General features: G+C 63.0%; 21 protein-coding genes and 3 pseudogenes. 11 read left to right on the forward strand and 13 right to left on the reverse strand.

The features are described from left to right. Positions 1–17: 17 nt before the first annotated feature. From LDB26_RS21365 to traA, 4 genes are read right to left on the reverse strand one after another with little or no spacing between them, the layout of a single operon-like run. Positions 18–1,025: a serpin family protein gene (locus LDB26_RS21365; RefSeq protein ID WP_257542590.1), complete on the reverse strand. Its 1,008-nt coding sequence runs from the start codon at positions 1,023–1,025 to the stop codon at positions 18–20. A gap of 8 nt (positions 1,026–1,033) precedes the next feature. Further along, the gene (locus LDB26_RS21370) at positions 1,034–1,303 is read right to left on the reverse strand and encodes a DUF1971 domain-containing protein (RefSeq protein WP_010339208.1); all 270 of its coding nucleotides are present in this window, start codon (positions 1,301–1,303) and stop codon (positions 1,034–1,036) included. Beyond that, complete coding sequence (locus LDB26_RS21375; RefSeq protein WP_017501675.1) at positions 1,303–2,040, reverse strand: DUF6118 family protein; 738 nt, start codon at positions 2,038–2,040, stop codon at positions 1,303–1,305. Before LDB26_RS21375 ends, LDB26_RS21370 begins: the two co-directional genes overlap by 1 nt. Before the next feature lie 9 nt (positions 2,041–2,049). Beyond that, positions 2,050–4,986, reverse strand: coding sequence for a Ti-type conjugative transfer relaxase TraA (gene traA, locus LDB26_RS21380; RefSeq protein ID WP_017501676.1), 2,937 nt, complete (start codon positions 4,984–4,986; stop codon positions 2,050–2,052). 176 nt (positions 4,987–5,162) lie between these two features. Here traA and LDB26_RS21385 point away from each other — a divergent pair, with 176 nt between their 5' ends. The 7 genes and pseudogenes from LDB26_RS21385 to LDB26_RS21415 all read left to right on the forward strand — a co-directional run bounded on the left by LDB26_RS21385 (position 5,163) and on the right by LDB26_RS21415 (position 11,194). Further along, positions 5,163–5,468, forward strand: coding sequence for a conjugal transfer protein TraD (locus LDB26_RS21385; protein ID WP_017501677.1), 306 nt, complete (start codon positions 5,163–5,165; stop codon positions 5,466–5,468). 37 nt (positions 5,469–5,505) lie between these two features. Beyond that, positions 5,506–5,742 (forward strand): conjugal transfer protein TraD, encoded by a 237-nt coding sequence (locus LDB26_RS21390; RefSeq protein ID WP_017501678.1) that lies wholly within the window; start codon positions 5,506–5,508, stop codon positions 5,740–5,742. Next, positions 5,735–6,001: a hypothetical protein gene (locus LDB26_RS21395; RefSeq protein WP_026109288.1), complete on the forward strand. Its 267-nt coding sequence runs from the start codon at positions 5,735–5,737 to the stop codon at positions 5,999–6,001. Before LDB26_RS21390 ends, LDB26_RS21395 begins: the two co-directional genes overlap by 8 nt. A gap of 2 nt (positions 6,002–6,003) precedes the next feature. Next, positions 6,004–6,917 (forward strand): annotated as a pseudogene (locus LDB26_RS21400) (HEPN domain-containing protein). A 2-nt stretch (positions 6,918–6,919) separates the two neighbouring features. Continuing rightward, positions 6,920–8,596, forward strand: coding sequence for a type IV secretory system conjugative DNA transfer family protein (locus LDB26_RS21405; protein WP_026109289.1), 1,677 nt, complete (start codon positions 6,920–6,922; stop codon positions 8,594–8,596). A 78-nt stretch (positions 8,597–8,674) separates the two neighbouring features. Then, entirely contained in the window at positions 8,675–9,106 is a 432-nt protein-coding gene (locus tag LDB26_RS21410) for a hypothetical protein (RefSeq protein ID WP_017501681.1), read from the forward strand. Positions 9,107–10,090: 984 nt separating this feature from the next. Next, entirely contained in the window at positions 10,091–11,194 is a 1,104-nt protein-coding gene (locus LDB26_RS21415) for a replication initiator protein A (RefSeq protein WP_004213366.1), read from the forward strand. A gap of 44 nt (positions 11,195–11,238) precedes the next feature. Here LDB26_RS21415 and LDB26_RS21420 read toward each other — a convergent pair whose 3' ends face one another. From LDB26_RS21420 to LDB26_RS21430, 3 genes and pseudogenes are all read right to left on the reverse strand, one after another. After that, positions 11,239–11,523: a ribbon-helix-helix domain-containing protein gene (locus LDB26_RS21420; protein ID WP_017501683.1), complete on the reverse strand. Its 285-nt coding sequence runs from the start codon at positions 11,521–11,523 to the stop codon at positions 11,239–11,241. Continuing rightward, on the reverse strand, positions 11,523–12,158 hold the full coding sequence (locus LDB26_RS21425; protein WP_017501684.1) for an AAA family ATPase: 636 nt from the start codon (positions 12,156–12,158) through the stop codon (positions 11,523–11,525). The genes LDB26_RS21420 and LDB26_RS21425 overlap by 1 nt, the downstream gene beginning before the upstream one ends. 121 nt (positions 12,159–12,279) lie before the next feature. Continuing rightward, a pseudogene (locus LDB26_RS21430) lies at positions 12,280–12,911 on the reverse strand (transcription elongation protein SprT). Between the two features lie 415 nt (positions 12,912–13,326). On the opposite strand from LDB26_RS21430, the gene LDB26_RS21435 reads away from it, so the two are divergent. Genes LDB26_RS21435 through LDB26_RS21445 form a run of 3 tightly spaced genes read left to right on the forward strand, consistent with a single transcriptional unit; the run spans position 13,327 to position 14,520 of the window. After that, entirely contained in the window at positions 13,327–13,608 is a 282-nt protein-coding gene (locus LDB26_RS21435) for a type II toxin-antitoxin system RelB/DinJ family antitoxin (RefSeq protein WP_017501687.1), read from the forward strand. Beyond that, positions 13,577–13,897 carry a type II toxin-antitoxin system YafQ family toxin gene (locus tag LDB26_RS21440; protein ID WP_026109291.1) on the forward strand — a complete coding sequence of 107 codons (321 nt, stop codon included), beginning with the start codon at positions 13,577–13,579 and terminating at the stop codon, positions 13,895–13,897. Before LDB26_RS21435 ends, LDB26_RS21440 begins: the two co-directional genes overlap by 32 nt. Positions 13,898–13,899: 2 nt before the next feature. Beyond that, positions 13,900–14,520, forward strand: coding sequence for a histidine phosphatase family protein (locus LDB26_RS21445; RefSeq protein ID WP_017501689.1), 621 nt, complete (start codon positions 13,900–13,902; stop codon positions 14,518–14,520). 33 nt (positions 14,521–14,553) lie between these two features. Here LDB26_RS21445 and LDB26_RS21450 read toward each other — a convergent pair whose 3' ends face one another. The 4 genes and pseudogenes from LDB26_RS21450 to LDB26_RS21465 all read right to left on the reverse strand — a co-directional run. Then, positions 14,554–15,114: a recombinase family protein gene (locus LDB26_RS21450; RefSeq protein WP_017501690.1), complete on the reverse strand. Its 561-nt coding sequence runs from the start codon at positions 15,112–15,114 to the stop codon at positions 14,554–14,556. Positions 15,115–15,806: 692 nt separating this feature from the next. Further along, complete coding sequence (locus LDB26_RS21455; RefSeq protein ID WP_171010093.1) at positions 15,807–16,532, reverse strand: phospholipase A; 726 nt, start codon at positions 16,530–16,532, stop codon at positions 15,807–15,809. Beyond that, positions 16,423–17,289 (reverse strand): recombinase family protein, encoded by an 867-nt coding sequence (locus LDB26_RS21460; protein ID WP_006961816.1) that lies wholly within the window; start codon positions 17,287–17,289, stop codon positions 16,423–16,425. The genes LDB26_RS21455 and LDB26_RS21460 overlap by 110 nt, the downstream gene beginning before the upstream one ends. Positions 17,290–17,431: 142 nt before the next feature. Next, positions 17,432–18,217, reverse strand: a pseudogene (locus LDB26_RS21465) (Tn3 family transposase); the annotation flags it as partial. Here LDB26_RS21465 and LDB26_RS21470 point away from each other — a divergent pair. Next, positions 18,158–18,544: a 4-hydroxyphenylacetate 3-hydroxylase C-terminal domain-containing protein gene (locus tag LDB26_RS21470; RefSeq protein ID WP_257542593.1), complete on the forward strand. Its 387-nt coding sequence runs from the start codon at positions 18,158–18,160 to the stop codon at positions 18,542–18,544. The pseudogene LDB26_RS21465 and the gene LDB26_RS21470 overlap by 60 nt on opposite strands. A gap of 213 nt (positions 18,545–18,757) precedes the next feature. On the opposite strand, the gene LDB26_RS21475 is transcribed toward LDB26_RS21470, so the two are convergent. Then, complete coding sequence (locus LDB26_RS21475) at positions 18,758–19,411, reverse strand: TetR/AcrR family transcriptional regulator (protein WP_176392489.1); 654 nt, start codon at positions 19,409–19,411, stop codon at positions 18,758–18,760. A gap of 67 nt (positions 19,412–19,478) precedes the next feature. Next, complete coding sequence (locus tag LDB26_RS21480) at positions 19,479–21,302, reverse strand: sigma-54-dependent Fis family transcriptional regulator (protein WP_087575985.1); 1,824 nt, start codon at positions 21,300–21,302, stop codon at positions 19,479–19,481. Between the last annotated feature and the right edge of the window lie 336 nt (positions 21,303–21,638).

Below are 21,638 nucleotides of genomic sequence, written 5' to 3' on the forward strand. Positions count from 1 at the left end.
CGGCGCAGAGCGACAGCCTACCTCTGACTGCCGCCAATCTTTGCAACAGAGCCCCTCGCTTCGAAGCGGGGCAGAACGATCCGCATCTCGCGAGCCTGCTCCGCGGACAGGTCGAAACGATCATTGCCGCCCTGCTCGCCGGCGAAGAAATCGACACCCTTCAGCTCACGCTCCCAGCGGCGCAGGGTTGCCGCGTCACGTGGCAGGAAAATCTCCATCACGAAACGACCGTTGCGACCATAAGGCAGCGCGATCGCTTGCCCTTCCCGGGTCTCGCGGTAGTCGAACCGGCCAATCCGCTTCATCATCGTGATCGGGATGCGCGTGCCGTCGCCACGCGTGAAGGACCGCGTTTCCGTCTCCTCGAACGGCACCTGCCACTTCGCCTTGAAGTAAAGCGCGTTGGTCAGCACAGCGGCGGTGTCATCCCCGAAGCCGCTCGGAGAGACGATCTCCGAAATCCTGCCCTTCGTCTCGCGCGAAACCCAGCCATTGATCCGCTCGGCCGCTCCGGTGGGATCACCAGCATAATCGACGGTTTCCGGAGCCGCTCCGAAGCCGGCATGCGCCTCGGCGACATACTCGTCCCGGACCGGCAATCCCTTCGCCAGCCACAGCGCGTTCGCGATGCCGAGCGCGGTATCGGCATCGCCGGTGTCGTTAAGCTGGGCATTGTAGGATTTGATGAGCGCAGGGACGTTGCGGGACGAATCCCAACCAAGCACGCGGCCAATCTCCTCGCGCGTGGCGCCCCGCGCGCCAAGGTAGGCGAGCCCCAGGCCCTGCGACAAGCTGACCGGGGAGATGAACAGATTGGCGTTTGCATCGGCCTTCGCTGCCAGGTGCGGGTAGACCTTGACGGTCATTAACGCCGCGCCATAGGTCAGGTCATGCGGCAAAGCCTCGGCGTCGGGCCGGGACAGGCTTGTAGGAAGCGAGCCGGGACTCGGTGCCGGGTCGCGCGTCGCACAGCCACCAAGCGCGAGGATGGCAAGAAGCGGGTATGACAAGGCTGTTTTAGGCATGGCTCTCCCTAAAGGCTTGGCTGCTGATCGTAGAAATCGACCTGCATCCGCATGGCTCCGAGCGGTTCCACGAAATGCGGCTGTTCGGGCAAGATCAGCCCTGGCCGGTCAGGTGTAAGGACCACCTCCGAGGCCGGGTCGAGATAGGTGAGCTTCAATCTCCCTTCGATGACCCGGATCACGCCCCACACACCGGCCTTGGTGCGATGTTCGGAGCGCAGGGCAGCGGGCAATGTCGCCTCATCGAATATGGGCGTCGAGCGGTAGGGAATCACCATTATCTCTTCACTCCCACCTGGATCGTGCATCGCACCGGCTGATCCGCCTTCCTTGCCGCTTGCCGGCATCCTTCGATCTTTTCACGATTGTCGCGCAGCAACCTGTCGGCCGCGACGATCGCCTCCCAGCTCGCCGGTGACGCGCTCGCCATCAAATGCTGCCCGGCATCCCACGGTGTCGCCTCGGCAAGAGCCCGCGTCGCCATGCGTTCGGGCCATTGCCAGCTCGCCGGCGCGATCTCGCGCGCGACCATACCGGGAAGGAAGGACCAGAGGAGGATGCCGATAAGCAACCCGCTCAACCCGAACCATAGTTGACGGTCCTTCTGATCCCGCGCCGTCAGCGCCGATTGAACGACGGTGCGCAGCTCGCGCCCCTGCTGCTTCATCTCGTCGGTGGCGGTCGCGAGGGCGGCATGGTCGGCGCTGCGAAGGTCGGCCGCCGCTCGATTGATCTGCGCCGAAACCTGTGCAGGCGTCATCGCCAGCGCCGGCGACTTCACGATGGCCGTCGTAACCTGGTCCAGGCGTCCGTTGATGCCGTCCAGCCCCTGGACGACATACCCCAGCGTCTCGGAATAGTCGGGCACGTCGATGCTGGCGCGCTCGGCCGCCAGTCCCTCGATGGCGCGGCGCATCAATGCCAGCTCGCCGCGCTGCTGCTCGACCGCGGCGCGCACCTGCTCGAATGCTTCCGCCGCCGCGTCGCCGCCTTCCTCCCATTCCTCGTCCGCCATTGTCTCTCCTTATCGGCTCAACCCTCGATCGCGGCCGATTTCCAGCGAACGGGTCAATTCCTGGCTGATCGGACGATCCCGGCGCATCTCCAGCCCCAGTTCGGGCGCGCGCCGCCGCAGCACGGATTCGAGCTGCGGATCGCGATGCAGTCCTCCCGCCAAGCCATCCATCTTCTTGGCCGTGCGCTCCGCGCCGGCACGATCGCCGCTGCGCGCGAGCTCGGCCCGCTCGCGCGCCATACCTTGCCAGCGCTCCACGAAGCGGTCGGCACGCAGTTCGGGATTGGAACGGACCTGGGCTTCCTCGGCCATTGCCCGCGCCGCCCCGCCGGCTTTGCCTTCGGCCGCGTCGCGCACCAGTGCGGGGTTGCGTTCGAACGCGGAAGCCAAATCCCGAGCCGCCTGGGGGCGCAACCGATCGAGCGCGTCCCCGGCCTTCGCCAGCGCCTCTTTCTGGTGCGGGAGCACAGGCAAGCCCTTCTCGCGCATCCGGTCCATATCGGCCTGGACGCGCGCATAGCGTTCGATCGCCTTGGCCTGATTGGGCGCGGGCGATCCCCGCTCGGAGCCGGTGTTGATCGGCCCCCCTTTGCCGTCGCGCACCGGCTCGGGCGACGTCGGTTTCGGGCGGAAGCCGGCGAACATGCCCTTGGCCTTCGCCTGCACCTTGGCGACCATCTCCCGCGCGAGTTCCGGGAACCGGATCTCGCGCCGCTCGGCGAACGCACGCACCCGGTCCTGCTCGGCCGTAGCGCCCTCACGCCCATAGTCGCCGGCCATGTCCTTTGCGCGGTCACGCGACAGGACACGGGCGAGCTGACGCTGATCGGCAAAATCATCACGCCCATAGTGGAGCTGCGCCCCGTCACGGTGCCGCGACATGCCGACATAGGCCGAATGACGGTCCATCCCCGGCGTCGCCAGCACATGCGCCTGATCCACCGTCACGCCCTGCGACTTATGGATGGTCGCGGCATAGCCATGATCGACATGGGCATAGTCCTTGAGGTCGAACGCGATCCTCCGGCCATCGTCGAGCTGCACCGCCATGCTGTCGGGCGAAACGCGCTCGACCTTTCCCAGCGTGCCGTTCTTCACGCCAAGGCCGCGCTCGTTTTTCAGGAACATGATGCGGTCGCCGCTGGCGAAGTCGCGTGGCCCCCGCTCGGCCGACACGCGCACGTCCGCCCCCAGCTCGCTGGCGTCGCGCAGACGTTCGCGCGCGGCCTGGTTCAAATCGCGCACCTCAGCATTGGTGTGGGTGAGGATGATCCGCGTCTTGTCCGGATCGGCAAGCCGCTGCGCGTCCCAGCGGCCCACCAGCTCGCCCCGCGCAGCTTCGCGCGTGTCGGCCGCGTGGACCATGCCGTGCTGCTCATAGGCATGGATCGCCTCGCCGGTGCGGCCCGTCGCCAGCGCCTTCGTGGCGTCGCGCTGCCAGTCCTCATGCTGCCGGCGAACGTCGCTGATTTCGGCCGCGCCGTGGCGCTCGGCCAGCGCGCGGAACGCCGCGCCGGCCTCGATCGCCTGCAACTGCTCGGCGTCGCCGACAAGAACGACCTTAGCCCCTGCCCGCTCGGCCTCTGACAGCACGCGCTCCATCTGGCGCGTGCCGATCATGCCGGCCTCGTCGATCACCAGCACGTCACGCGGACCTAGCAGCTCGCGCCCCTGGCCCCACTGATATTCCATGCTGGCGATCGTGCGCGACTGGATGCCGGAGCCGCCTTCCAAGCCCTCGGCCGCGATCCCCGACAGGGCCGCGCCGCGCACCTGATAGCCGGCGCGCTCCCATTCGTCGCGCGCAACGCCCAACATGGTCGATTTGCCGGTGCCGGCGTAGCCGACCACAATTGAAAGATCGCCCTTGCCGGTGATATGTGCCAGCGCGGCCTGCTGTTCTGCCCCGAGTGTCAGGCCCCCACTTCCGGCGGCGGCGTCACGATTCCACGCTGCCGCCGGGAGACCATGCCCCTCCCGTCCAGCAAGCCGATCGCCGGCGCGTTCCAACCGCTGCTCGGTGTCGATCATATCGCGCGAGGTAAAGCGGTCCTCGCCGCGTCCGTCCTTGCCCAGCGCCACCAGCTCGGGGCTGGTCCGCACCGCGCTCATCACCTGGTCGAACTGGTCCTTGCCGTCGCTGTGCCGGAACGCGAACTGCGCCAGGTCGCGCCGCGTGAACGTCGCCTGTTGCCGCGTGATACCGTCGAGCGCGATTTCCGGATTGGCGATGATCTTCTCGCCATTCTCGCGCGCGATCCGCGCATGATCCTCGACCCGCTCCGCCTCAAGGCCCTGTTCGGGCATACGCGATGCCGCTGGCCCGATCTTGTGCTGCGGCTCCAGGTCGATCCCCTGTGCCTCCAAGGTGCGATGATCTATGCGGGCATCAATATCCAGCTCGGCAAGCCGCTCGTTGACATGGTTCGCCCATGCCTCGCGCCACCTCTCCAACAGCTCGGTTCGGTTCCACTCGCGGACCTTCTTCCCGAACCCTTCCCCGTCCACCTCGCGCATCGACAGCATGACATGCGCGTGGGGCTTGGGCATCCCATCCTTGCCCATGTCCCAATGGACATTGAGGTCCGCGACCATGCCGCGTTCGACAAACTGCTTTTCGACAAATTCGCGGGCGAGCGCGACGCCCTGCACCTGATTCATTTCGCGCGGAATCGAGAACTCTACCTCGCGGGCAAGCTGCGCGTCCTTCCTGACCTCCCCCGCCTCGACCTCGTTCCACAAGGTCGTGCGGTCGTTTAAACGCTCCGGCGCACCTTCGGGCAACAGGATTTCCGAATGAACGACGCCGGCCTTGTTCGAGAAATCATGGTCGCGCCCGAGCCGGTCGTCGTGCAGCCGTTCCGCCGCACGATAGGCAGCCGACGCAACGGCGCTCGATCCGTTGGCGCGACTGATGACCTTGGCCGAGAAATGGTAGATCGCCATGACAGCCGCTATACTGCCCTTCTTAGCGCACGTCGGCAACGACGTATAAGCGCGCACTCACCACTCTCTGCCGTTCGCGTGATTGACTTGGCCGCATTTCATGATGGAACCGCTGTCCTGCCAGCGCGATCGTGCTACTGTGCGGCTCCTGTTCGACGGGCGCGAGGGAGAGAGTGATGCGAAAAACGCGCGACTATGACGCCGAATTGCGGGCACTGAGCGACAAGGCCAAGTCTATCAAGGCCAAGAAGATCGAGCAACTTGGGTTACTGGTGACGGCAACCGGGGCCGATGCGCTCGATCTCGACACACTCGCCGGCGCGCTGCTCGCTGCCGTGGAATCGGCCGACGCTGGCGAAAAGGAGGCGTTGCGCTCGCGGGGCGCGGCCTTCTTTCAGGGACGCGGGCGCAAGGCTGGGCGACGCTCTGGCGGCAACGGCGAAAGCGGAAACCAGACTGGCGCAGGCGAGGCACAGGGTTGAAGCCGCCAAGCGCCGCACCGATACGAGAGGATGGGTCGTGCAGCGCCGCGAACGCACCCGCCATCTCATAGAGCTGGGCGGCCTCGTCCAGAAGGCCGGCCTCGTCGAATTGGCCGACGACGATCGCGCAACGCTCTACGGCGCGATGCTCGATCTTGCCGCCCGCGCGCGTGATGATGGCAACGCGCTCGCGCTCTGGAAGCGGCGCGGCAAACGTGCGTTCGACGCGGAAGCGGAAGGACAGGACAGCAAGGAACAGACCGCCCATGACTGACGACACCTCGCGCCTTTCCTGGCAGCTCCTGATGGTCGGCCCCGGCATCGACCACATCACCCCCGATATTCAGGACAAGCTCGCAACCCTGCTCGATCTGCTGCCCGCCACGGCGATCATCAACGTCCAGACCGACGCCGGCTATGTCACCGTCTCACGCGACTGGCCCAGCCATCGCATGGAAACCGTCGATAGCCTGGTGGACGCCATCGCCGCCGCTCAGGGCATCACCGCTATCGACCTGCCCGAAGCGCGCTGACCATGCGCGCCGGCCTCGATCATCTTCCCGCCGCCAAGCGCCGCGAGCTGGAACGGGTCGCCCGCGTCCTGTTCGATGAATTTGAGGATGCCGTCAAAACCAAGCTCTCCGACAAGCGCAAGGGCGGCCGCATCCTCAAGCTGATCCTGTTCGGCTCCTACGCGCGCGGCGATTGGGTCGAGGATCGCGCCAGCGGCTATATCTCCGACTATGATCTGCTCGTCATCGTCAACTCCGAGACCTTCACCGATCTGCAACATGGTGGGCTGTCGCCGACGATCATCTGGTGCGCGAGCTGACCGTCACCCGCCAGCTCGCCACGCCCGTCAATTTCATCGTCCATTCGCTGATGGACGTGAACGACCAGCTCGCGCGCGGCCGTCCCTTCTTCGCCGACATAGCCCGCGATGGGATCGCCCTCTACGAAGCGCCGGGACAGCGCCTCGCCGTGCCGCGCCAGCTCGACGCGCAGGAACGCCACGCCGAAGCCAGGGCGCATTATGACAAGTGGCTCCCCGATGCCGCATACTGCCTGACGCTCGCCGAATATGCGATCCGCGACGGCGAGACCAACCATGCCGCGTTCATGCTCCACCAGGCCGTCGAGCGCGCCTATCATGGCCTGCTGCTCGTCCTGACGCTCTACGCGCCCAAATCGCACCGCATCGGCATCCTGCGCTCGCTTGCCGAAAATCTCGATCCCCGGCTGATCGAAGCCTGGCCGCGCGATACCCGCGCCGCCCGCCGCCATTTTGCGCAGCTCCAGCGCGCCTATGTCGAGGCGCGCTATTCCCATGCCTATGAAATCACCCCCGACGAACTGGCCTGGCTCGTTGACCGCGTGAAGCATCTCCACACGATCGCCGCCGCGATCTGCGCCGAACATCTCGAAAACGACAGCGGGAGGGAATCCTGATGATGGAATGGTTCCGCCAGCTCGGCCGCGCGATCCGCAACCTCGCGCGGCTCGCGCGCGAACAGCCGATATGGGCGATCACGGCCCTCGTCACCAGCCCGGTCGCCCTCATCCGCCACCTGTTCGGCGTCCTGGTCCTGTTCCTCATCACCGGCCTGGTGCTGGGGCTTGGGGTGCCGCTCATTCTTGGCAGGCTGCTCGGCCTGGCCCACGATTCCCATATCTATCAGACCGTCATGATGCTGACGGCGATCGTCGTCATCCTCGTCGCGCTGCGCGCCCTCTTTCAACCGCTGATCCTGCGCTACGGCGGCCCTGCCGGCGATGCCACGCACGGCTCGGCCCGCTTCGCCACCGATCGGGAAACTCGCCCCCTCGCCCAAAATGGCGACGGCCTGCTGATCGGCCGCGACCGCAAGAACGGCAGGCTGCTGCGCTATGCCGGCCCCTCGCATCTGCTGACGATCGCGCCGACGCGCACCGGCAAGGGCGTGGGGACCATCATTCCCAACCTGCTCGACTATCCCGGCCCGGTCGTCTGCATCGACCCCAAGGGCGAGAATGCCCGCATCACCGCCCGCCATCGGGCAAAGTTCGGCCCGGTCCATGTCCTCGATCCGTTCGGGGTGACGGGCCTTCCCGGCGCTGCCTTCAATCCGCTCGATCGCATCGACCCTGCCGGCCTCGATCTCGCCGACGACTGCATGACGCTGGCCGACGCGCTGGTCTATGACGCTCCCGGCGAAGCCGGCGAGGCGCATTGGAACGAGGAAGCCAAGGCGCTGATCGCCGGCATCCTCCTGTGGGTGGCGTGCGACCCGGAATCGCGAGGCCAGGACCGCACGCTGGAAGCGGTGCGCGACTGCCTCACCTTCGCGCCCGATAATTTCCAAAGGATGCTGCGGGAAATGTCGCGCAGCACGCAGGCGCGCGGCCTGATCGCCCGCGCCGCGAACCGCCACCTGGGCAAGTCCGATCGCGAGGCCGCCGGCGTGCTGTCGGCCGCGCAGCGCCATACCCATTTCCTCGATTCGCCGCGCATGTCGGCCGTGCTGGGGCGCTCGGATTTCACCTTCGCCGATGTGAAGGCGCACGCCACCACCGTCTATCTGGTGTTGCCGCCCGATCGGCTCGCCACCTATGCCCGCTGGCTGCGCCTGATGCTCGCGCAAGGGCTGACCGATCTGGCGCGCGCGCCGTCCTCCCCTGCCCGCTCCGTCCTGTTCCTGCTCGATGAGTTCGCCGCCCTCGGCCGCCTCGAACCCGTCGAGCGCGCGATGGGCCTGATGGCCGGCTATGGCATCCAGCTCTGGCCGATCCTGCAAGATGTTCACCAGCTCCGCGCGCTCTACGAGCGCCGCGCCGGCACCTTCCTGTCCAACGCCGGCGTGCTGCAAGTGTTCGGCGTCAACGATCACGACAGCGCCAGGCTCGTCTCCGATCTGCTCGGCCAGGAGACAGTCGTGTTCGAGACGATGAGCCGCGCGATCGACGCGGAGGAAACCGGCATATCGTTCGGATCGCAGCATGTAGCGCGGCCGTTGCTGACGCCGGATGAAGTCCGCACGCTGCGCGAGGATTTGCAGCTCCTGTTCCTTGCGGGGCAACGGCCGATCGTCGCCGCCAAGCTGCGCTACTACGCCGATCGCGAGTTCGCCGGGAAGTTCGACAAGGCGTGAACGGACACTATCGACGAAGTGAAAAAGGCCGTTTGCTGTATAGTGTCAGAACTGCCGCCAAGGGCGGAAGGATAGAATATGGACCAACGCGTCATTGATCTTTGGGACCGGCTCATGGCCTATGGAGAGAGCGGTTCCGCACCTCTTCCGGCGATCCGCGACGAAGTGTTGGAGCTGCACGAAGCGATCACCGATGAGGAAAGCCGGCTCGGCCTCATGCGGATATTCAATCTCGTCTGCGATCTTGTGGCGGTGCATCTCCAAGAGACGAACGGCGATCTTGAAGCCTTCGCCCAGCACCGGCAGGGCCAGATATGGATGTTCCTGCGCGCGGAATGTCTTGTCGATGGCGCGTTGGACCGGAGCCGGCTGCGATATGTGACATGGCGCGAAGTCCAGGCCGGCCGCATGACCGAGGATGATCCGCTGCGCCGCTACGCATTGGGCGATGACTCCGCCTTTGATGAGCTGATGGCCGCGCCGACGCCACCGAAGCGGACGCGCCACTAGGCGCGAATGTATAGGCGTATACAAATATACATGTTCGCCGTCTGTTCGCCCTTGGCGTTGTTTAGCGGACTTTCCGCGCCCTGCCCTGCCGGCTCTTGGCGTAGGATTCCGCCCTCTCCCGCAGCAATGTTCGGGGCCAAATCCGTGAAATCGTTGCCTGGCGCACAAACCTTGAGGCTCGCCGTTTCGATCCCCGACCTCGCGAGGATCTAGCTTTCCAGAAATCGGCCGCATGGGAAGCCCGTAGAGCGCCATTGCCGCTTGGACCCTCCCCGGCCTGCCAAACGTCCAGAATGAAGCCCAGCGGCCCGGAAATCGCCCCTGCTGCGACGTTTCCGCCTCCCCTGCCCTCTCGGCTCGATCACCGCCCTATCCGCCTGGCTTTCCTGGAAAGCCAATTGCGACGGTGCCGCTGGCGCTGTGGTGTCGATAGAAGCGGGGCGTTTAAACGATCCTCAATCTAGCAAAAAGCGTGCCGGCGAAGCCGGCTCATCATGGGGATGCCGGGTGGGAGGATCGCAAAGCGATCCGGGGCGGCCGAAGGCCGCGAGCCGGCGGGGGCGAAGCCCCCAAGAGGCGGCGCTTTTCTTCCCTCTGACCGGTGCCGGTAGCGCGGCGCGAGTGGATCATGCTGCCTCTGTCCCGAAAATCAGGACAAGTTGTTCGATCTGGCGGGACGCTGGTGGGTGAAACCACGATGATCCGGCGTCGAGTGGGCGCTGCGGTTAAAGTTATCCACAGGTCGGCCTAGTGTTAATATATGGGTTAAAGAGTCGTGTTACGGGATTTTGGCGGTTTCATAAGCAACTGAAAATATTAGAATAATCGGGCGTTTTTTTGCCCTCGGCGTCAACGGAACCCCGAATCTGGTGACTCCAGAACCCCGAATCTGCGTCAACGAAACCCCGAATCGCGATCACCCGTCAATGAAACCCCGAACTTTTCCGTTGCGTCAATGAAACCCCGAATCTACGGTGCGCGTCAATGAAACCCCGAATCGAGCCTGACCGTCAACGAAACCCCGAACTCCCGCTTGCCGTCAATGAAACCCCGAACGGCGCGGAGGGACGCCCTCCCCTGCTGCCTGTTCGCTACCCCGATCCCGATCTGTTCATTTGCGATGTTCTCGACGCCATCCCCAAGGATGACATGGCCTCGATGGAGCATCCGATTTTCTCGCTCGCGACCAAGCCCGATCGGCGCGTGTTCCGCTATGAGCATAACGGCAACAAGCTCGAAATCGTCCCCAGCGTCAAAGGGCTGGCGACGATCCACGACAAGGATATTCTGATCTACTGCATCTCCCAGCTCATCGGGAAGATGAACCAGGGGGAGCGACCGAGCCGCACCTTGCACCTCACTGCTCGCGATCTACTGGTGTGGACCAACCGGCAAACCGATGGCGACGGCTATGACCGGCTGCGGAGCGCGTTCGAGCGGCTGTCGGGGACGCGGATCACCACGAATATCAAGGCCGATGGCGAGGAAATCACCGAAGGTTTCGGCCTCATCAATGAATGGCGGATCGTGCGGCAAACCCGCTCCGGCCAAATGTCGGAAATCAAGGTCACGCTATCCGACTGGCTGTTCAAGATGGTTGAGGGGCGCAGCGTCCTGACGCTCCATCGCGACTATTTCCGCCTCCGCAAGCCGCTCGAACGGCGTATCTACGAGCTGGCGCGCAAGCATTGCGGCGCGCAGGAAAAATGGTCGATCTCGGTCGAAACGCTACAGAAAAAGACCGGCGCGAGTAGCCATTTGCGCGTGTTCCGCTCGATGCTGCGCGATCTCGTCGCGCACGATCATCTGCCCGACTATGCCGTGGAAATGAACGGCGATACGGTCACGTTCCGCAATCGCGAGGCTCTGGATACGGTCGAGGCGATCGAGGCGGAACCCGAGCGGCCCTATATCGACCCCGAAGGCTTCCACGACGCCAAGAGCGTTGCGCCTGGCTATGACGTTTACGCGCTCTATGACCAATGGGTGTCATGGTGGATCGACAGCGGGCGGCCGGAACTGAAAAGCCCCCGCGCCGCCTTCATCGGCTTCTGTCGCAACAAGCACAAGACTGCCCCCTTGCGCTAGTATAGGTGTATAGATGTATAGGTGTATAATTGTATACATCTATACTAGCCGGCGATGCGCCCCCTTCCCTTCTTCACAAACAGGTCGTCCAGCGCCTCGCCCAGCAGGCTTTGAACGGTCGTCCCTTCCTCGGCCGCGATAATGCGAAGCTGCGTGCTGACCTCGGGAGGGAAATGCCCGCCAATCAGCTTGGTCCCCTGTCGGCCGCTCGGCGGGGCCTTGCGGGTCACGTCTACCGGCTCGATCGCCGACGCTGGGGCCGGGGCCGCGTCTCCGTCCGCCTTGGCGCGGTTCAGCACCGCTTGCAGACTGTTTCCGCCCTTCGCCATCACGCCACCTCCGCCTGATTGTATAGGCGTATATTTGTATACTCGTATAGTCGGCGGATTTCGTCGGCCGCTGGCCCATGCGGCTCGAACTCCTGCACGGCCCGGCCTGCGGCTTGGGCGCGGAAAAAGGCTTTGCGGTTGCCGATCGTCACCGGGCAAACCGTCGCGCCTAGCTCCGCCACGGCCTGAATCGCATCGCCAGTTTCCTGACCTTGCGGGGGCACGAAGGTAAGGACCACGGCAAAGGCGCGGTCGAGCTGGCGCACCACGTCGAGGGTGTGCGTCATGCTCATCGTGTCGAACACGGCCGTCTTAGTCGGGATCAGGATGAAATCAGCGTGACGCGCTGCCTCATAGGCCACGTCGCGCGCGACCGCCGCCCCGTCGATCACGACAAGATCGGTGCCGGCGTCCTCGCAGGCTTTGAGCATAGCGGGCAGGCGCACCGGCTGAATCGACGCCACGGCGGGCGTGTCGAGCTGGCGCACGTCCTTCCAGAACGAGGCCGTCGCCTGCGGGTCCAGGTCGATGATCGCGGCGACCTTGCCCGCCTGCTCGGCCGCGACTGCCAGACAGGTCGCGAGCGTCGTTTTCCCAACGCCGCCTTTCTGTGAGAGAATGGCGAGAACCTTCATGCTACACTCCTACACGTATAATCCTATACTTGTATACACAATAGACCGGGAGGGGAAGCCCTGTCGTTCCCGAAATGACGATAGGGAGGCGCTGAATCTGAAATGACGAAAGCGCGCCGCATCATTCCTCCGGTTCGGCGTCGTCATCGTCCAGCGGCTCATGCTCCATCTGGCCGTGATCCTCGATCGGGCAAAGCGGCGCTCCGGCCTGCTCAAGCCATTTGCGCGCGGTCCTCACGGTATAGCCGCACGTCGCGCACTCGCATTTGAGCATCCGGGTTTTCTGCTTCTTGGGCGCGGTCGACTCCCCGTCCGTGTCGAGACGGGCATGGGGGAGGGGGCCAACGCACTCCAGGATCGGCGCGATGGCCGCAAGGAACGCCTCGCCGGGGGTGGTGGCGCGCATCGGCCCGACCAGCCCCAGCCCAAGGGCGACCCGTTAAACGTCTTCCCATGCCCTGCCGGGATGCCGACAGCGGCATGGACCAGCTCATGCGCGAGGATGGCTGCGATCTGCGCCGGCATCGCGTCGGGCGCGTGCGCCAGGTCCGGGCGGATGAAGATTTCAAAATGCCCGTCCGCGCTCAACCGATTATCCCAGCACTCGCCAATCGCCTTGGCCTTCGCGCCTCTGCTGGTGAAGCCGATCGCCACGCGCACGCGGTCGGGCAGGGGGGCGTCCAGCACCTCGAACAGCGGGGCCATGCCCGCCGCCACCGCATTGAGCCAGCTTTCGCGGGTTTCGTGGGTCATCGTCCTTACTCCCTTCAAATCGCCTGTTCGGCGATGGCCATGCCATCGGCCGGAACACGGACGCCCAAGAACGCCGGCGAGAGAGGGGGGCAGCGGGATTCGATGGGGGTGGTGCGGCCGCAGCGCAGCGAGGCACGGCCCCGTCTAATCCCGTTGCGGGGGAGAGGCGGCCGGGACCGCCTTTCCCCCTTCAAACAGGATCGACGCCGGCGCACGCCGGCACCATGAAGCGAGACCCGCTTGCGATCTCGCCCCCGCCATGTGGGTCGTCACCTTGGGCCAAGACCGCTTGCGGGCTTGGGGAACGAAGCGAGTAGGGCCACGGTGCCGCGCCAGCGGCAGGCGCCGCCCCCTAGCCTGGATTGAAATTGTTGCTCAACTGAGCTACATTATCGGCTTGACTAAGGAGGTTCCAATGGCCGCTACCGCTTTCGTGCGCGCGCGCATCGACGAAACATTGAAGGATGAAGCCGCCGCCGTGCTGGCCGAGCTGGGGCTGACCGTCTCGGATGTGGTCCGCATGACCCTCACGCGGGTCGCCAAGGATCATGCGTTGCCGTTCGAGCTGAAGGTGCCGAACGCCGAGACGCGCGCCGCGATCGAGGCGTCCCGCGCGACGATGAAGGCTCGCCGCGCCCGTTTCACCGATGCCCAGGAAATGTTCGATGCCCTCGACCAAGAAGCCCGCCAGCAGTAAGCGGGCGGCGTTCCCAAGAGAGGCGTCCTACGAAAAAAGGTTCGTCAAGGATTGGGAGCGGCTGTCGCGCAGCGGGCGCTACAACATGAAACAGCTCAAGGAGGCGATGATGATGCTCATCGCCAACGACGCGCCGTTAGGCCCGGAATGGCTGGATCATCCGCTGAAAGGCGATTGGAGCGATCATCGCGAGTGCCATATCGGCGGCGATTTCCTGCTGATCTATACGATTGAGGGGAATCTGGTGAACTTCGTGCGCGCCGGCACTCATGCGGAACTGTTTGAATAGCCATGCGCGTAATCTTCATTCGCCACGGCGAATCTACCGGCAACGCCGGCGTGCCCTGCCACGATCTCGGCGCGATCGAGCTGACGGAGCTGGGCCAGGAACAGGCACGCGAAGTCGCGGCGAGCTGGATAGAAGCGCCCGCGCTCATCGTCACGTCGCCCTATACCCGCACGCAGCAGACGGCTGCGCCAACGATCGCGCGCTTTCCCGGCGTGCCGGTGGAAGTGTGGCCGATAGAGGAGTTCACCTATCTGCAACCGGCGCGCTGGAACGGCACGCGCAGCGCGGAGCGGATGCCGCACCTCGAACGCTATTGGAGCGCGGCCGATCCTGATTATTGCGACGGGGAAGGGGCGGAGAGCTTCGCCACCCTGCTCCGGCGCTGCGAGGCCGCGCTGGCGCGGCTCGCCGCCATGCCGCCCGCCTCGCTGGTCTATGTGTTCGGGCATGGGCAGTTCATCCAGGCCGCGCGCGCGATCGTGGCCGACGCTCATCTTGACGATCAGGCAAAGATGCGCGCCTTCTGGCGCAAGGGCGAGCCGCCAGCGATCAGCAACGCGCAGCGGGTAGGATTCCGCTGGCATGGCAGGCGCTGGGAATGTGCGCCGGCGATCGCCGCCTAAATCAACGCCAGAGAGGGCGGGGGGCGTCGCTCATCACCCCTGTAGCCGCGAAATCGTCGCTTGGCTGACGTTGAACAGCGCCGCGACCGATCGCTGGGTGTCGCCTGCGTCGAGCTTGCGCCGCGCCTCGGCCTGCTGGTGCGGGGTGAGGGCGCTCTTGCGGCCGAACTTGACCCCGCGCGCCTTGGCCTGGGCGCGGCCAGCGCTGGTGCGCTCGGCGATCCGCTGGCGCTCGTAGCTGGCCGCGACGCCTAGAACGGCAATCACAACTTCGGCGAGCTGCGAGGTCGTGTCCACCATCGGTTCGGCGATCGAGCGGAAGCCGGCCCCGGCCTCCTTTACCGCATGGAGGATGTTCAAGAGGTCGCGCGTGTTGCGGGCGAGGCGATCGGTCGCCGTCACCATCAGCACGTCGCCGGGATCGAGCGCGCCGATCGCGCGCTTGAGCTGGGGCCGCTCGGCCGACGCGCCGCTGATCTTCTCGCGGTAGATCTTCGCGCAGCCCGCCGCCTCAAGCTGGGCGAGCTGCTGGGCCAAATCTTGGCCGTTGGTGGAGACGCGCGCATAGCCGTAAATCATGGCGCGATTCTGCATCAGATTTTTGCATCAGGGAAGGGCACGGAAAAGCGCGGCTTTTGGTTTGATGCGAAACTTTTGACTTCGCACCAGAGCTTTTCCTGTGTGCCCTTTGGCGGGATAACCGAACACACCAGCATTGCTGTCGCTCGCTTAGTTCACGCAGACAGGCACCCTAATCGTATTCATTGGGCCTCCACCTGCGCTCGCTATATGACGAGTTTGCCAGACGGTACGGGTACACTTGCCCTTTTTACGGTTTTTGCTCGTCGGTTGTTCTCGAGGCGGGGGCGCTGAATTGGCTTGGCTATTCGCCGGTTCGCGTGGGGGACAGATACCTTGCCTTTCCATGATTTCGCGATGGCGCCTTCCCTGCTCACCGGCCCAGGCATCGGCCTTGGTTTTCCCTTCAGCCAGAAACCGCCGCTTGTATTCCGCCGTGAGGCGCGCCTTGTCTGCTGCGGGAATAGACGAGGAGGAGCAGCGAGGGATTTCTTCAGCGGATACAGGCAGCGACCAAAGCAAGACTGCCATAGTAGTGGCAGCAATAAAAATACGTAACATGGCAATCTCCCGATCATCTCATGAATTCTCAAACAGACTCTTACGCCGTTGGCCTTCCGATGATGCATAAATCACTTTTGCATCAGGGTAAGGGGACGTCCAACGCCGGGCCCGCTACCTTACGATAGATTCTGCCCGGTTCCGGATTAGCGGACGATAGCGACCCCAAGCCGCAGTCGTGTCGCCTTGCGGTCATAATCGAGCAGATTTTCGCCATAGCCAGCAAAGGCTTGGCCGAAGACATAGACGTTGAGGTTGGTGTCAACGATCTTGTCCAGCGGATAGGAAAGCTCAGCGTCTATTGCGCCCTTGCCCGACGAGAAATTAATGCGGCTGTTGGTAGTCAGTCGCAGCCCGTCGTCACGGCCAAACTCCGCGAACAAGGACGTGTGGCCGCGATAGCGTTTCACATCCGGATTGTCTTCAAGGTCACCGACATAGAAGGAGTAGCGCGGGCCCAGCGACAGCTTGTAGTCTCCGATCGGTATCGTCGCCACAGGCTGGACATAGAGGGTGTTGAGGCTGCGCGACGCCAACCCATCGCGGCCGTTGGACTCATGGCGCAGCCCCGCCTGTCCGCCGAACGCCAATGTGCCCTTCGATACGGCCGGTAGCAGGTAGAAAAGTTCGGGCATGAAATCGATGTTACGGAAGGGCGAAGAATCCCCGCCCAGATCCCAGAACAGGCGCTGGGTATAGGGCCCAGTCGGCCCGAAGCTGCGATTTTGGCCATGTTGAAGAACAAAGATTGAACATGGCGATCTACCAGGCTCGCTCTTGTCCTCCAATCTCGTAAACATCGGTCTCGATCGAGCACCTGTAGCTCTCTGCGATGTTGAACATCTCTGTCTGGAGAGATGCGATCTCATCATCGAGGCTGACGCCATCGGCACCCTGATCATAGGCGACGGTCAGCGTGTAATCGCAGTTCCCGGTCTTTTGCATCTGGTAATCCCGCTCCAGCATCGCCTCAATGCGCTCGCGAGCGGGCTTTCTGCCACGACCATGCTTGTTGAAGTTCTCGATGGTCAGATGCAGGGCGATGGTGACAGAAGGCGGCTTTTCCGGCAGCCCGATCCTTGAAGGAATGACGTCAAGCGCCCGATAGACGGTCATTCTTGAGATCTTGAGGTCGCGCGCGACGCTGGCCTTGCTCGCGCCGGCGGTGATCCGGCGTCGGATTTCATCGTCATCGATGTTTTTCTTCCGGCCTTTGTAGACGCCTTCGGCGCGCGCCGCCTCGATCCCGGCGCGCTGCCGGTCCTTGATGAACGTCAGTTCCATGTCCGCGACCATGCCCAGAATGGTGATCACCATCCGCCCCATGCTTCCGGCCGTCGTCACCTCCGGCTCAAGCACCCGCAATGAGGCTCCCTTCTGGTCGAGTTCATGAACCAGATTGAGAACATCGCGTGTGGAGCGACCGAGCCGATCGAGACGCAGGACGACGAGTTCGTCATCGGCGCGCAGGAACTGCATGATCGTCTCAAGCTCCGTGCGTCCAGTGCGCGATGCGCCCGAGCCTGTTTCGGAGCGGAGGATTTCACAGCCCGCTGCCTTCAACCGGGCAACCTGGATGTCGAGATCCTGGTCGATGGTGCTGACGCGGGCGTAGCCGACGCGGGTCATGGGCAAATCCGTCACATTAGGGTGGCTTTGCCCTCGTACAGTAACATTGGTGACGGAACCACCCTTTTGTGACATGTCGTATATGTCACTTCCGATCGTCACGTTCGGGTGCACCCAAATGGTGCGAGCGGAAAGGCCCCGGTCAGGCAGCAAGCCGCCCAAAATCGATCCGGCTATTCAGATCGAGGTCGAAGCGGCCATAAGGATTGACGTGGCTGTAAATCAGCGGTGTGAGGCCGCGATAATCATCCGGCGTCATCCGGCCCGTCCATTTCGGTTCCACCAGCACGCTCTGAAGCATTCGGGTGTTCACATAGACAAGCGACGCTTGCAGCAAATGTAGCGCCAGGACCGAGAGCTGCTGCTCATCGATGCGGTTAGTGGCGATCTCGCCGCCCTTGCCGAAGAAAACGAACCCATTGGCACTGTTCCAGTTTTCAACGACATTCAGGCCTTCATGAATTTCGCGGCGGAAGGACTCCTCGCGCAGATACCGGCACAGGAAGATCGTCTTGACCGCGCGGCCCAGCTCACTCAACGCCTTGTAGGTCGGGTGCATCACCTCGGAGCGGCTAAACCGGCGCAGGATCGCCTCCGGGTCGGCGGTTTTTGTCTGCATCGCGGCTGCATATTTGACCATCTCGTCATATTGCTGCTCGATCTCATCCCAGTTGATCGGACTGGAGAGGATCGGCTGCAAGTGGGGAAGCCGCGTTCGCATGCCGACATCGGGAAGAGCCAGCTTCTGGCGAGCGATCGCTTTCAGGCGGGGTGCAAGCTCAAATCCGAGAAGCCGGCAAAATGCAAAGCCAACCGCGCTTTGGCCATGACTATCAACATATTGTCGCTGGATTTCCATGTCGGTGCAATGGCGCAGCACGCCCTCGATCATGGAGGCGACCTCGGAGGAAGAGCAGCGCTTAATTTCCTGTTTCCTTATATCAATACCAAAGCCGTGGACGTCCTGCGATTGGCCGCAGGATCAGGTGTCCTGGCCCCGACTCAAGCCGACTATGAACGGCCGGAGGTCGGATCGATGATGGATCGCTACCTCATAGCTGAAGGCGTCGATTCCAGGGGGCGTCTGGAATTGCTGAAATTGGCCTGGGACATGACGGGTACCGAATTCGGTTCGCGCCAGGGCTTGTACGAGCGCCTCTACTCTGGCGATCCGGAGCGCAATGCCATTAACTGGTTTAAGAATCCGAGTACGGGGGAGTGCGCCTCGCTGATAGACAAATTCTTCCAGATGTGAGGGAGCTGTGGCCGGTCCGCGTCTTCGGCGGGTGAGGATCGGCCGCACCGCTTCGGCGCAAGTCGAAGCGGTAGTTCGGTCTCATGCGAGACGGTGTCTTGAGCCATATGTGAGGCGGGAAAACCGCAGTACAATGCGGCGTTCGACGCACCGTTAACTTGAGACCTTAGCGAAACACCGCGCGCACGCCGAGGCTGATCGCGGTGGCTGCTGTTAGAGACGGATACCCCCTTGATCGTCGGTCATACCGCTCGACTTTTGGCAAGATTGTTCATTTGCAACTAAAGCCAACTGATTAGGCAGCGGCGTGCTGGCCAGAACTTCCGCCTGCATGACCGAGATGCCGATTATACGCAGGGTCAACTCGATGCACTCATTCTCGAAGGACTGATCCTGGCTATGAGCGAGAATGTCCTGGATGGCGCCATGCAGGCAGGCAAATACCATTCTCAAGGCCCGCTCCACGTTGGGGAAATGGAGCTGGCCCAACTGTTTGCCTAACGAGAACTGCGTCCTGAAGAGCCTGGAAAAGTCAGAGCTGTAAGTGTCACTCGCCACCAGCTCTTTTGCCATGCATCGGGCCCACAGGGGATCCGCCCGCGATCGACACAGCACGAGCCGCACGAGATATGAAATATTCCGGGTGACGTCCGATTCATCGGAGATCAGGTCGCGCGCGACAGCAACGAAATCCGCACAGCAGCATTTGTAGATGACCTCGAAGATGTCCTGTTTGGAACTGAAGTGATTATAGAAGCTGCCGAAGCCGACATCGGCTTCATCGGTGATATCGGCGATCGCTACTGCTTCGGGATCCCTGCTCATCATGATGCGGCGCGCCGCATTGACAAGTTTCTGCTGCGTCATCAGCCGCGTCCGGGTCGAACGTCTCATCGTCGAGGTAGACCTCTCCGTCACAAAACCTCCATCGCGATCATAGCTTGCCGTCCAGCCGCTTTATCCGATGATCGAGCTGCCCGCGCGAAATCTTGAGCAAGCGTGCAGCCTGCGACACATTGCCCTCGGTGGCCTTGAGAGTCGCACGGACCACGGCGTCTTCGATCTCGAACAGGCCCAGGCCTTGATTGACCACCGCATTTTCGGCGACCGAAGCAATCGAGCTGTTGTCGGCCAGCGCGCCGGCAGCGTCGATTTCCGGCATAGCGCCGCCGGCATTCAGCACAATCCGGCCGAACTGATTCAACCCAAGCAGGCTCGCCTCGCTGAAGGCGCTGTCAAGCGTGAAGAGATGCTCGATATCGATCGGGCAATCCGCATCGGCGAGGACGACGCCGCGTTCAAGCACGTTTTCAAGTTCCCTGATATTGCCGGGCCAAGGGTAGCTGATCAACGCATGAAGCGCCCGCGTGGATATCCCCGGGATGCTGCGGCCATGCTTCTTCGTAAACTTGTGGAGGAACCGCCTGACCAGGATGGGGATGTCGTCCTTGCGGTCGCGCAGAGGCGGAACCATGATCGGGATGACGTTCAATCGATAATAGAGATCCTCGCGAAATCCCCGCGTCCTGACGGCCTCGGTGAGATCCTCATTGGTCGCCGCGATCACGCGGACATCTACCCTTATCGTCTTGTTGCTTCCCAACCGTTCCAATTCGCCGGTTTGAAGGACGCGGAGCAGCTTCCCCTGCGAGCCCGGAGAGAGGAGTCCGACCTCATCGAGGAAGATCGTCCCCCCGTCCGCGGCTTCGAAGCGTCCCTTGCGCGATTCCGTGGCACCGGTGAAGGCGCCCTTCTCGGCCCCGAACAGCTCGGATTCGAGGAGCTGTTCGGGAATCGCGGCGCAATTGAGCTCGACGAAGGGCGACTTGGCGTTGCCCATCCGATGAAGCTCGCGGGCGAACATGCTCTTGCCGACGCCGCTTTCGCCTTGCAGGAACACCGTGGCCTGCGTCGGAGCCGCTCTCGCAATCCTGCGCATCACCATTCTGAACGCGGGGGAATCGCCTACCGGACTCTCCGGCAGCAACGTGCCTTCGCCATAGCCGTCGTCTTCATCCGCCGAAGCCGCCAGCGATGGCGAATCTCCAGGGCGGACCGACGTGGAATGGCGCGAATGGTCGCGGTCGGTGTCGCTGCGATGGTCCTCGCCCGCCACGACTTCCCAATCGTCCGCGTGTTTGCAGACCACGCGGCAGACGGGGAACCCCATCGAGCGGCATTCCACCTCGCGCACCAGGATCGGCTTCCCGGTAAAGGCGCTCAGATAGCCCGACGCATATCCTGCCTGCATCCAGCAGGTCGGCTCTTGCGACTTGCCGTAGGTTGTCGTGTGCATCTCTTCCTCGGCGCAGTCCCGCCACAGGAACTCGCCATAGAAATGTTCATCTTCCTCGCTGATCTCCAGCTTGACCAGTTCGACGGTCACGATCCCTTCGATCGAATGGAACTGCATTCCCGTCGCAATGGCTTCGATAACGCCGGTATTGCTGTCGCTTAGCTTGCGGGCCATTTGCCCGTCATCTTCTCCCGAGAGATAGCCGATCCGGGCCAGCAGGCCCCTGGTCAGTTCAAGCCCCACCGTATCGATCAGTTCGGACCTGAGCACGCCGAGGAATTTCGCCTGCAGGAGGATCATGCGCCGGTCGTCGAACCAAATCCGTCCACGCGCCGGATCGAACATCAGGCGTTGAAGGAGGTCGGTAATCCGATGGCCGTTGATCCGGCTCGCGCCGGTTTCGCCGGCCAGCATTATGTGGCCGCGATCCTGAAGAGTATCCTTATTCTGGACGGTCGCCAATAGCCCTCTCCTGGCACCTGCTTAATTATTTTCGATGCGGTCGCCGCGATCCAGCTTGTCGCCTTCTCGCAGGCGGAGCGCCGCGACACGAGCATTGCTACATAGTTATCGTGGTAGATCGTCGGGTCGAATGTGTCAATGTGGCTGATGAGTGCATCAAATATGATGGATCATTTCCTGTTTATCGATTGACGCTGGCCCTAAAAGGCATGGCTTTCGGTGAAAGCAACTCGAGGGAAACCGAGACACACAAAGCAATCGATGATCGCGTTCAGCATCGCACCCATTTCGCTTAGGATTTATCGTGTAACCTCAAAGGGTTGATGTTGAGTGTCC

The sequence above is a fragment of the Sphingobium sp. CFD-1 genome, assembly GCF_024611115.1.
In the GTDB taxonomy this organism is placed as follows: Bacteria; Pseudomonadota; Alphaproteobacteria; order Sphingomonadales; family Sphingomonadaceae; genus Sphingobium; species Sphingobium baderi_A.

What these genes read in the sequence shown, in the direction of transcription:
- LDB26_RS21365 (WP_257542590.1), bottom strand. Translation starts at nt 1,025, where the DNA reads ATGCCTAAAACAGCCTTGTCATACCCGCTTCTTGCCATCCTCGCGCTT.
- LDB26_RS21370 (WP_010339208.1), bottom strand. Translation starts at nt 1,303, where the DNA reads ATGGTGATTCCCTACCGCTCGACGCCCATATTCGATGAGGCGACATTG.
- LDB26_RS21375 (WP_017501675.1), bottom strand. Translation starts at nt 2,040, where the DNA reads ATGGCGGACGAGGAATGGGAGGAAGGCGGCGACGCGGCGGCGGAAGCA.
- traA (WP_017501676.1), bottom strand. Translation starts at nt 4,986, where the DNA reads ATGGCGATCTACCATTTCTCGGCCAAGGTCATCAGTCGCGCCAACGGA.
- LDB26_RS21385 (WP_017501677.1), top strand. Translation starts at nt 5,163, where the DNA reads ATGCGAAAAACGCGCGACTATGACGCCGAATTGCGGGCACTGAGCGAC.
- LDB26_RS21395 (WP_026109288.1), top strand. Translation starts at nt 5,735, where the DNA reads ATGACTGACGACACCTCGCGCCTTTCCTGGCAGCTCCTGATGGTCGGC.
- LDB26_RS21405 (WP_026109289.1), top strand. Translation starts at nt 6,920, where the DNA reads ATGGAATGGTTCCGCCAGCTCGGCCGCGCGATCCGCAACCTCGCGCGG.
- LDB26_RS21410 (WP_017501681.1), top strand. Translation starts at nt 8,675, where the DNA reads ATGGACCAACGCGTCATTGATCTTTGGGACCGGCTCATGGCCTATGGA.
- LDB26_RS21415 (WP_004213366.1), top strand. Translation starts at nt 10,091, where the DNA reads ATGAAACCCCGAATCGAGCCTGACCGTCAACGAAACCCCGAACTCCCG.
- LDB26_RS21420 (WP_017501683.1), bottom strand. Translation starts at nt 11,523, where the DNA reads ATGGCGAAGGGCGGAAACAGTCTGCAAGCGGTGCTGAACCGCGCCAAG.
- LDB26_RS21425 (WP_017501684.1), bottom strand. Translation starts at nt 12,158, where the DNA reads ATGAAGGTTCTCGCCATTCTCTCACAGAAAGGCGGCGTTGGGAAAACG.
- LDB26_RS21435 (WP_017501687.1), top strand. Translation starts at nt 13,327, where the DNA reads ATGGCCGCTACCGCTTTCGTGCGCGCGCGCATCGACGAAACATTGAAG.
- LDB26_RS21440 (WP_026109291.1), top strand. Translation starts at nt 13,577, where the DNA reads ATGCCCTCGACCAAGAAGCCCGCCAGCAGTAAGCGGGCGGCGTTCCCA.
- LDB26_RS21445 (WP_017501689.1), top strand. Translation starts at nt 13,900, where the DNA reads ATGCGCGTAATCTTCATTCGCCACGGCGAATCTACCGGCAACGCCGGC.
- LDB26_RS21450 (WP_017501690.1), bottom strand. Translation starts at nt 15,114, where the DNA reads ATGCAGAATCGCGCCATGATTTACGGCTATGCGCGCGTCTCCACCAAC.
- LDB26_RS21455 (WP_171010093.1), bottom strand. Translation starts at nt 16,532, where the DNA reads ATGATGAGATCGCATCTCTCCAGACAGAGATGTTCAACATCGCAGAGA.
- LDB26_RS21460 (WP_006961816.1), bottom strand. Translation starts at nt 17,289, where the DNA reads ATGACCCGCGTCGGCTACGCCCGCGTCAGCACCATCGACCAGGATCTC.
- LDB26_RS21470 (WP_257542593.1), top strand. Translation starts at nt 18,158, where the DNA reads ATGGCGCAGCACGCCCTCGATCATGGAGGCGACCTCGGAGGAAGAGCA.
- LDB26_RS21475 (WP_176392489.1), bottom strand. Translation starts at nt 19,411, where the DNA reads ATGACGCAGCAGAAACTTGTCAATGCGGCGCGCCGCATCATGATGAGC.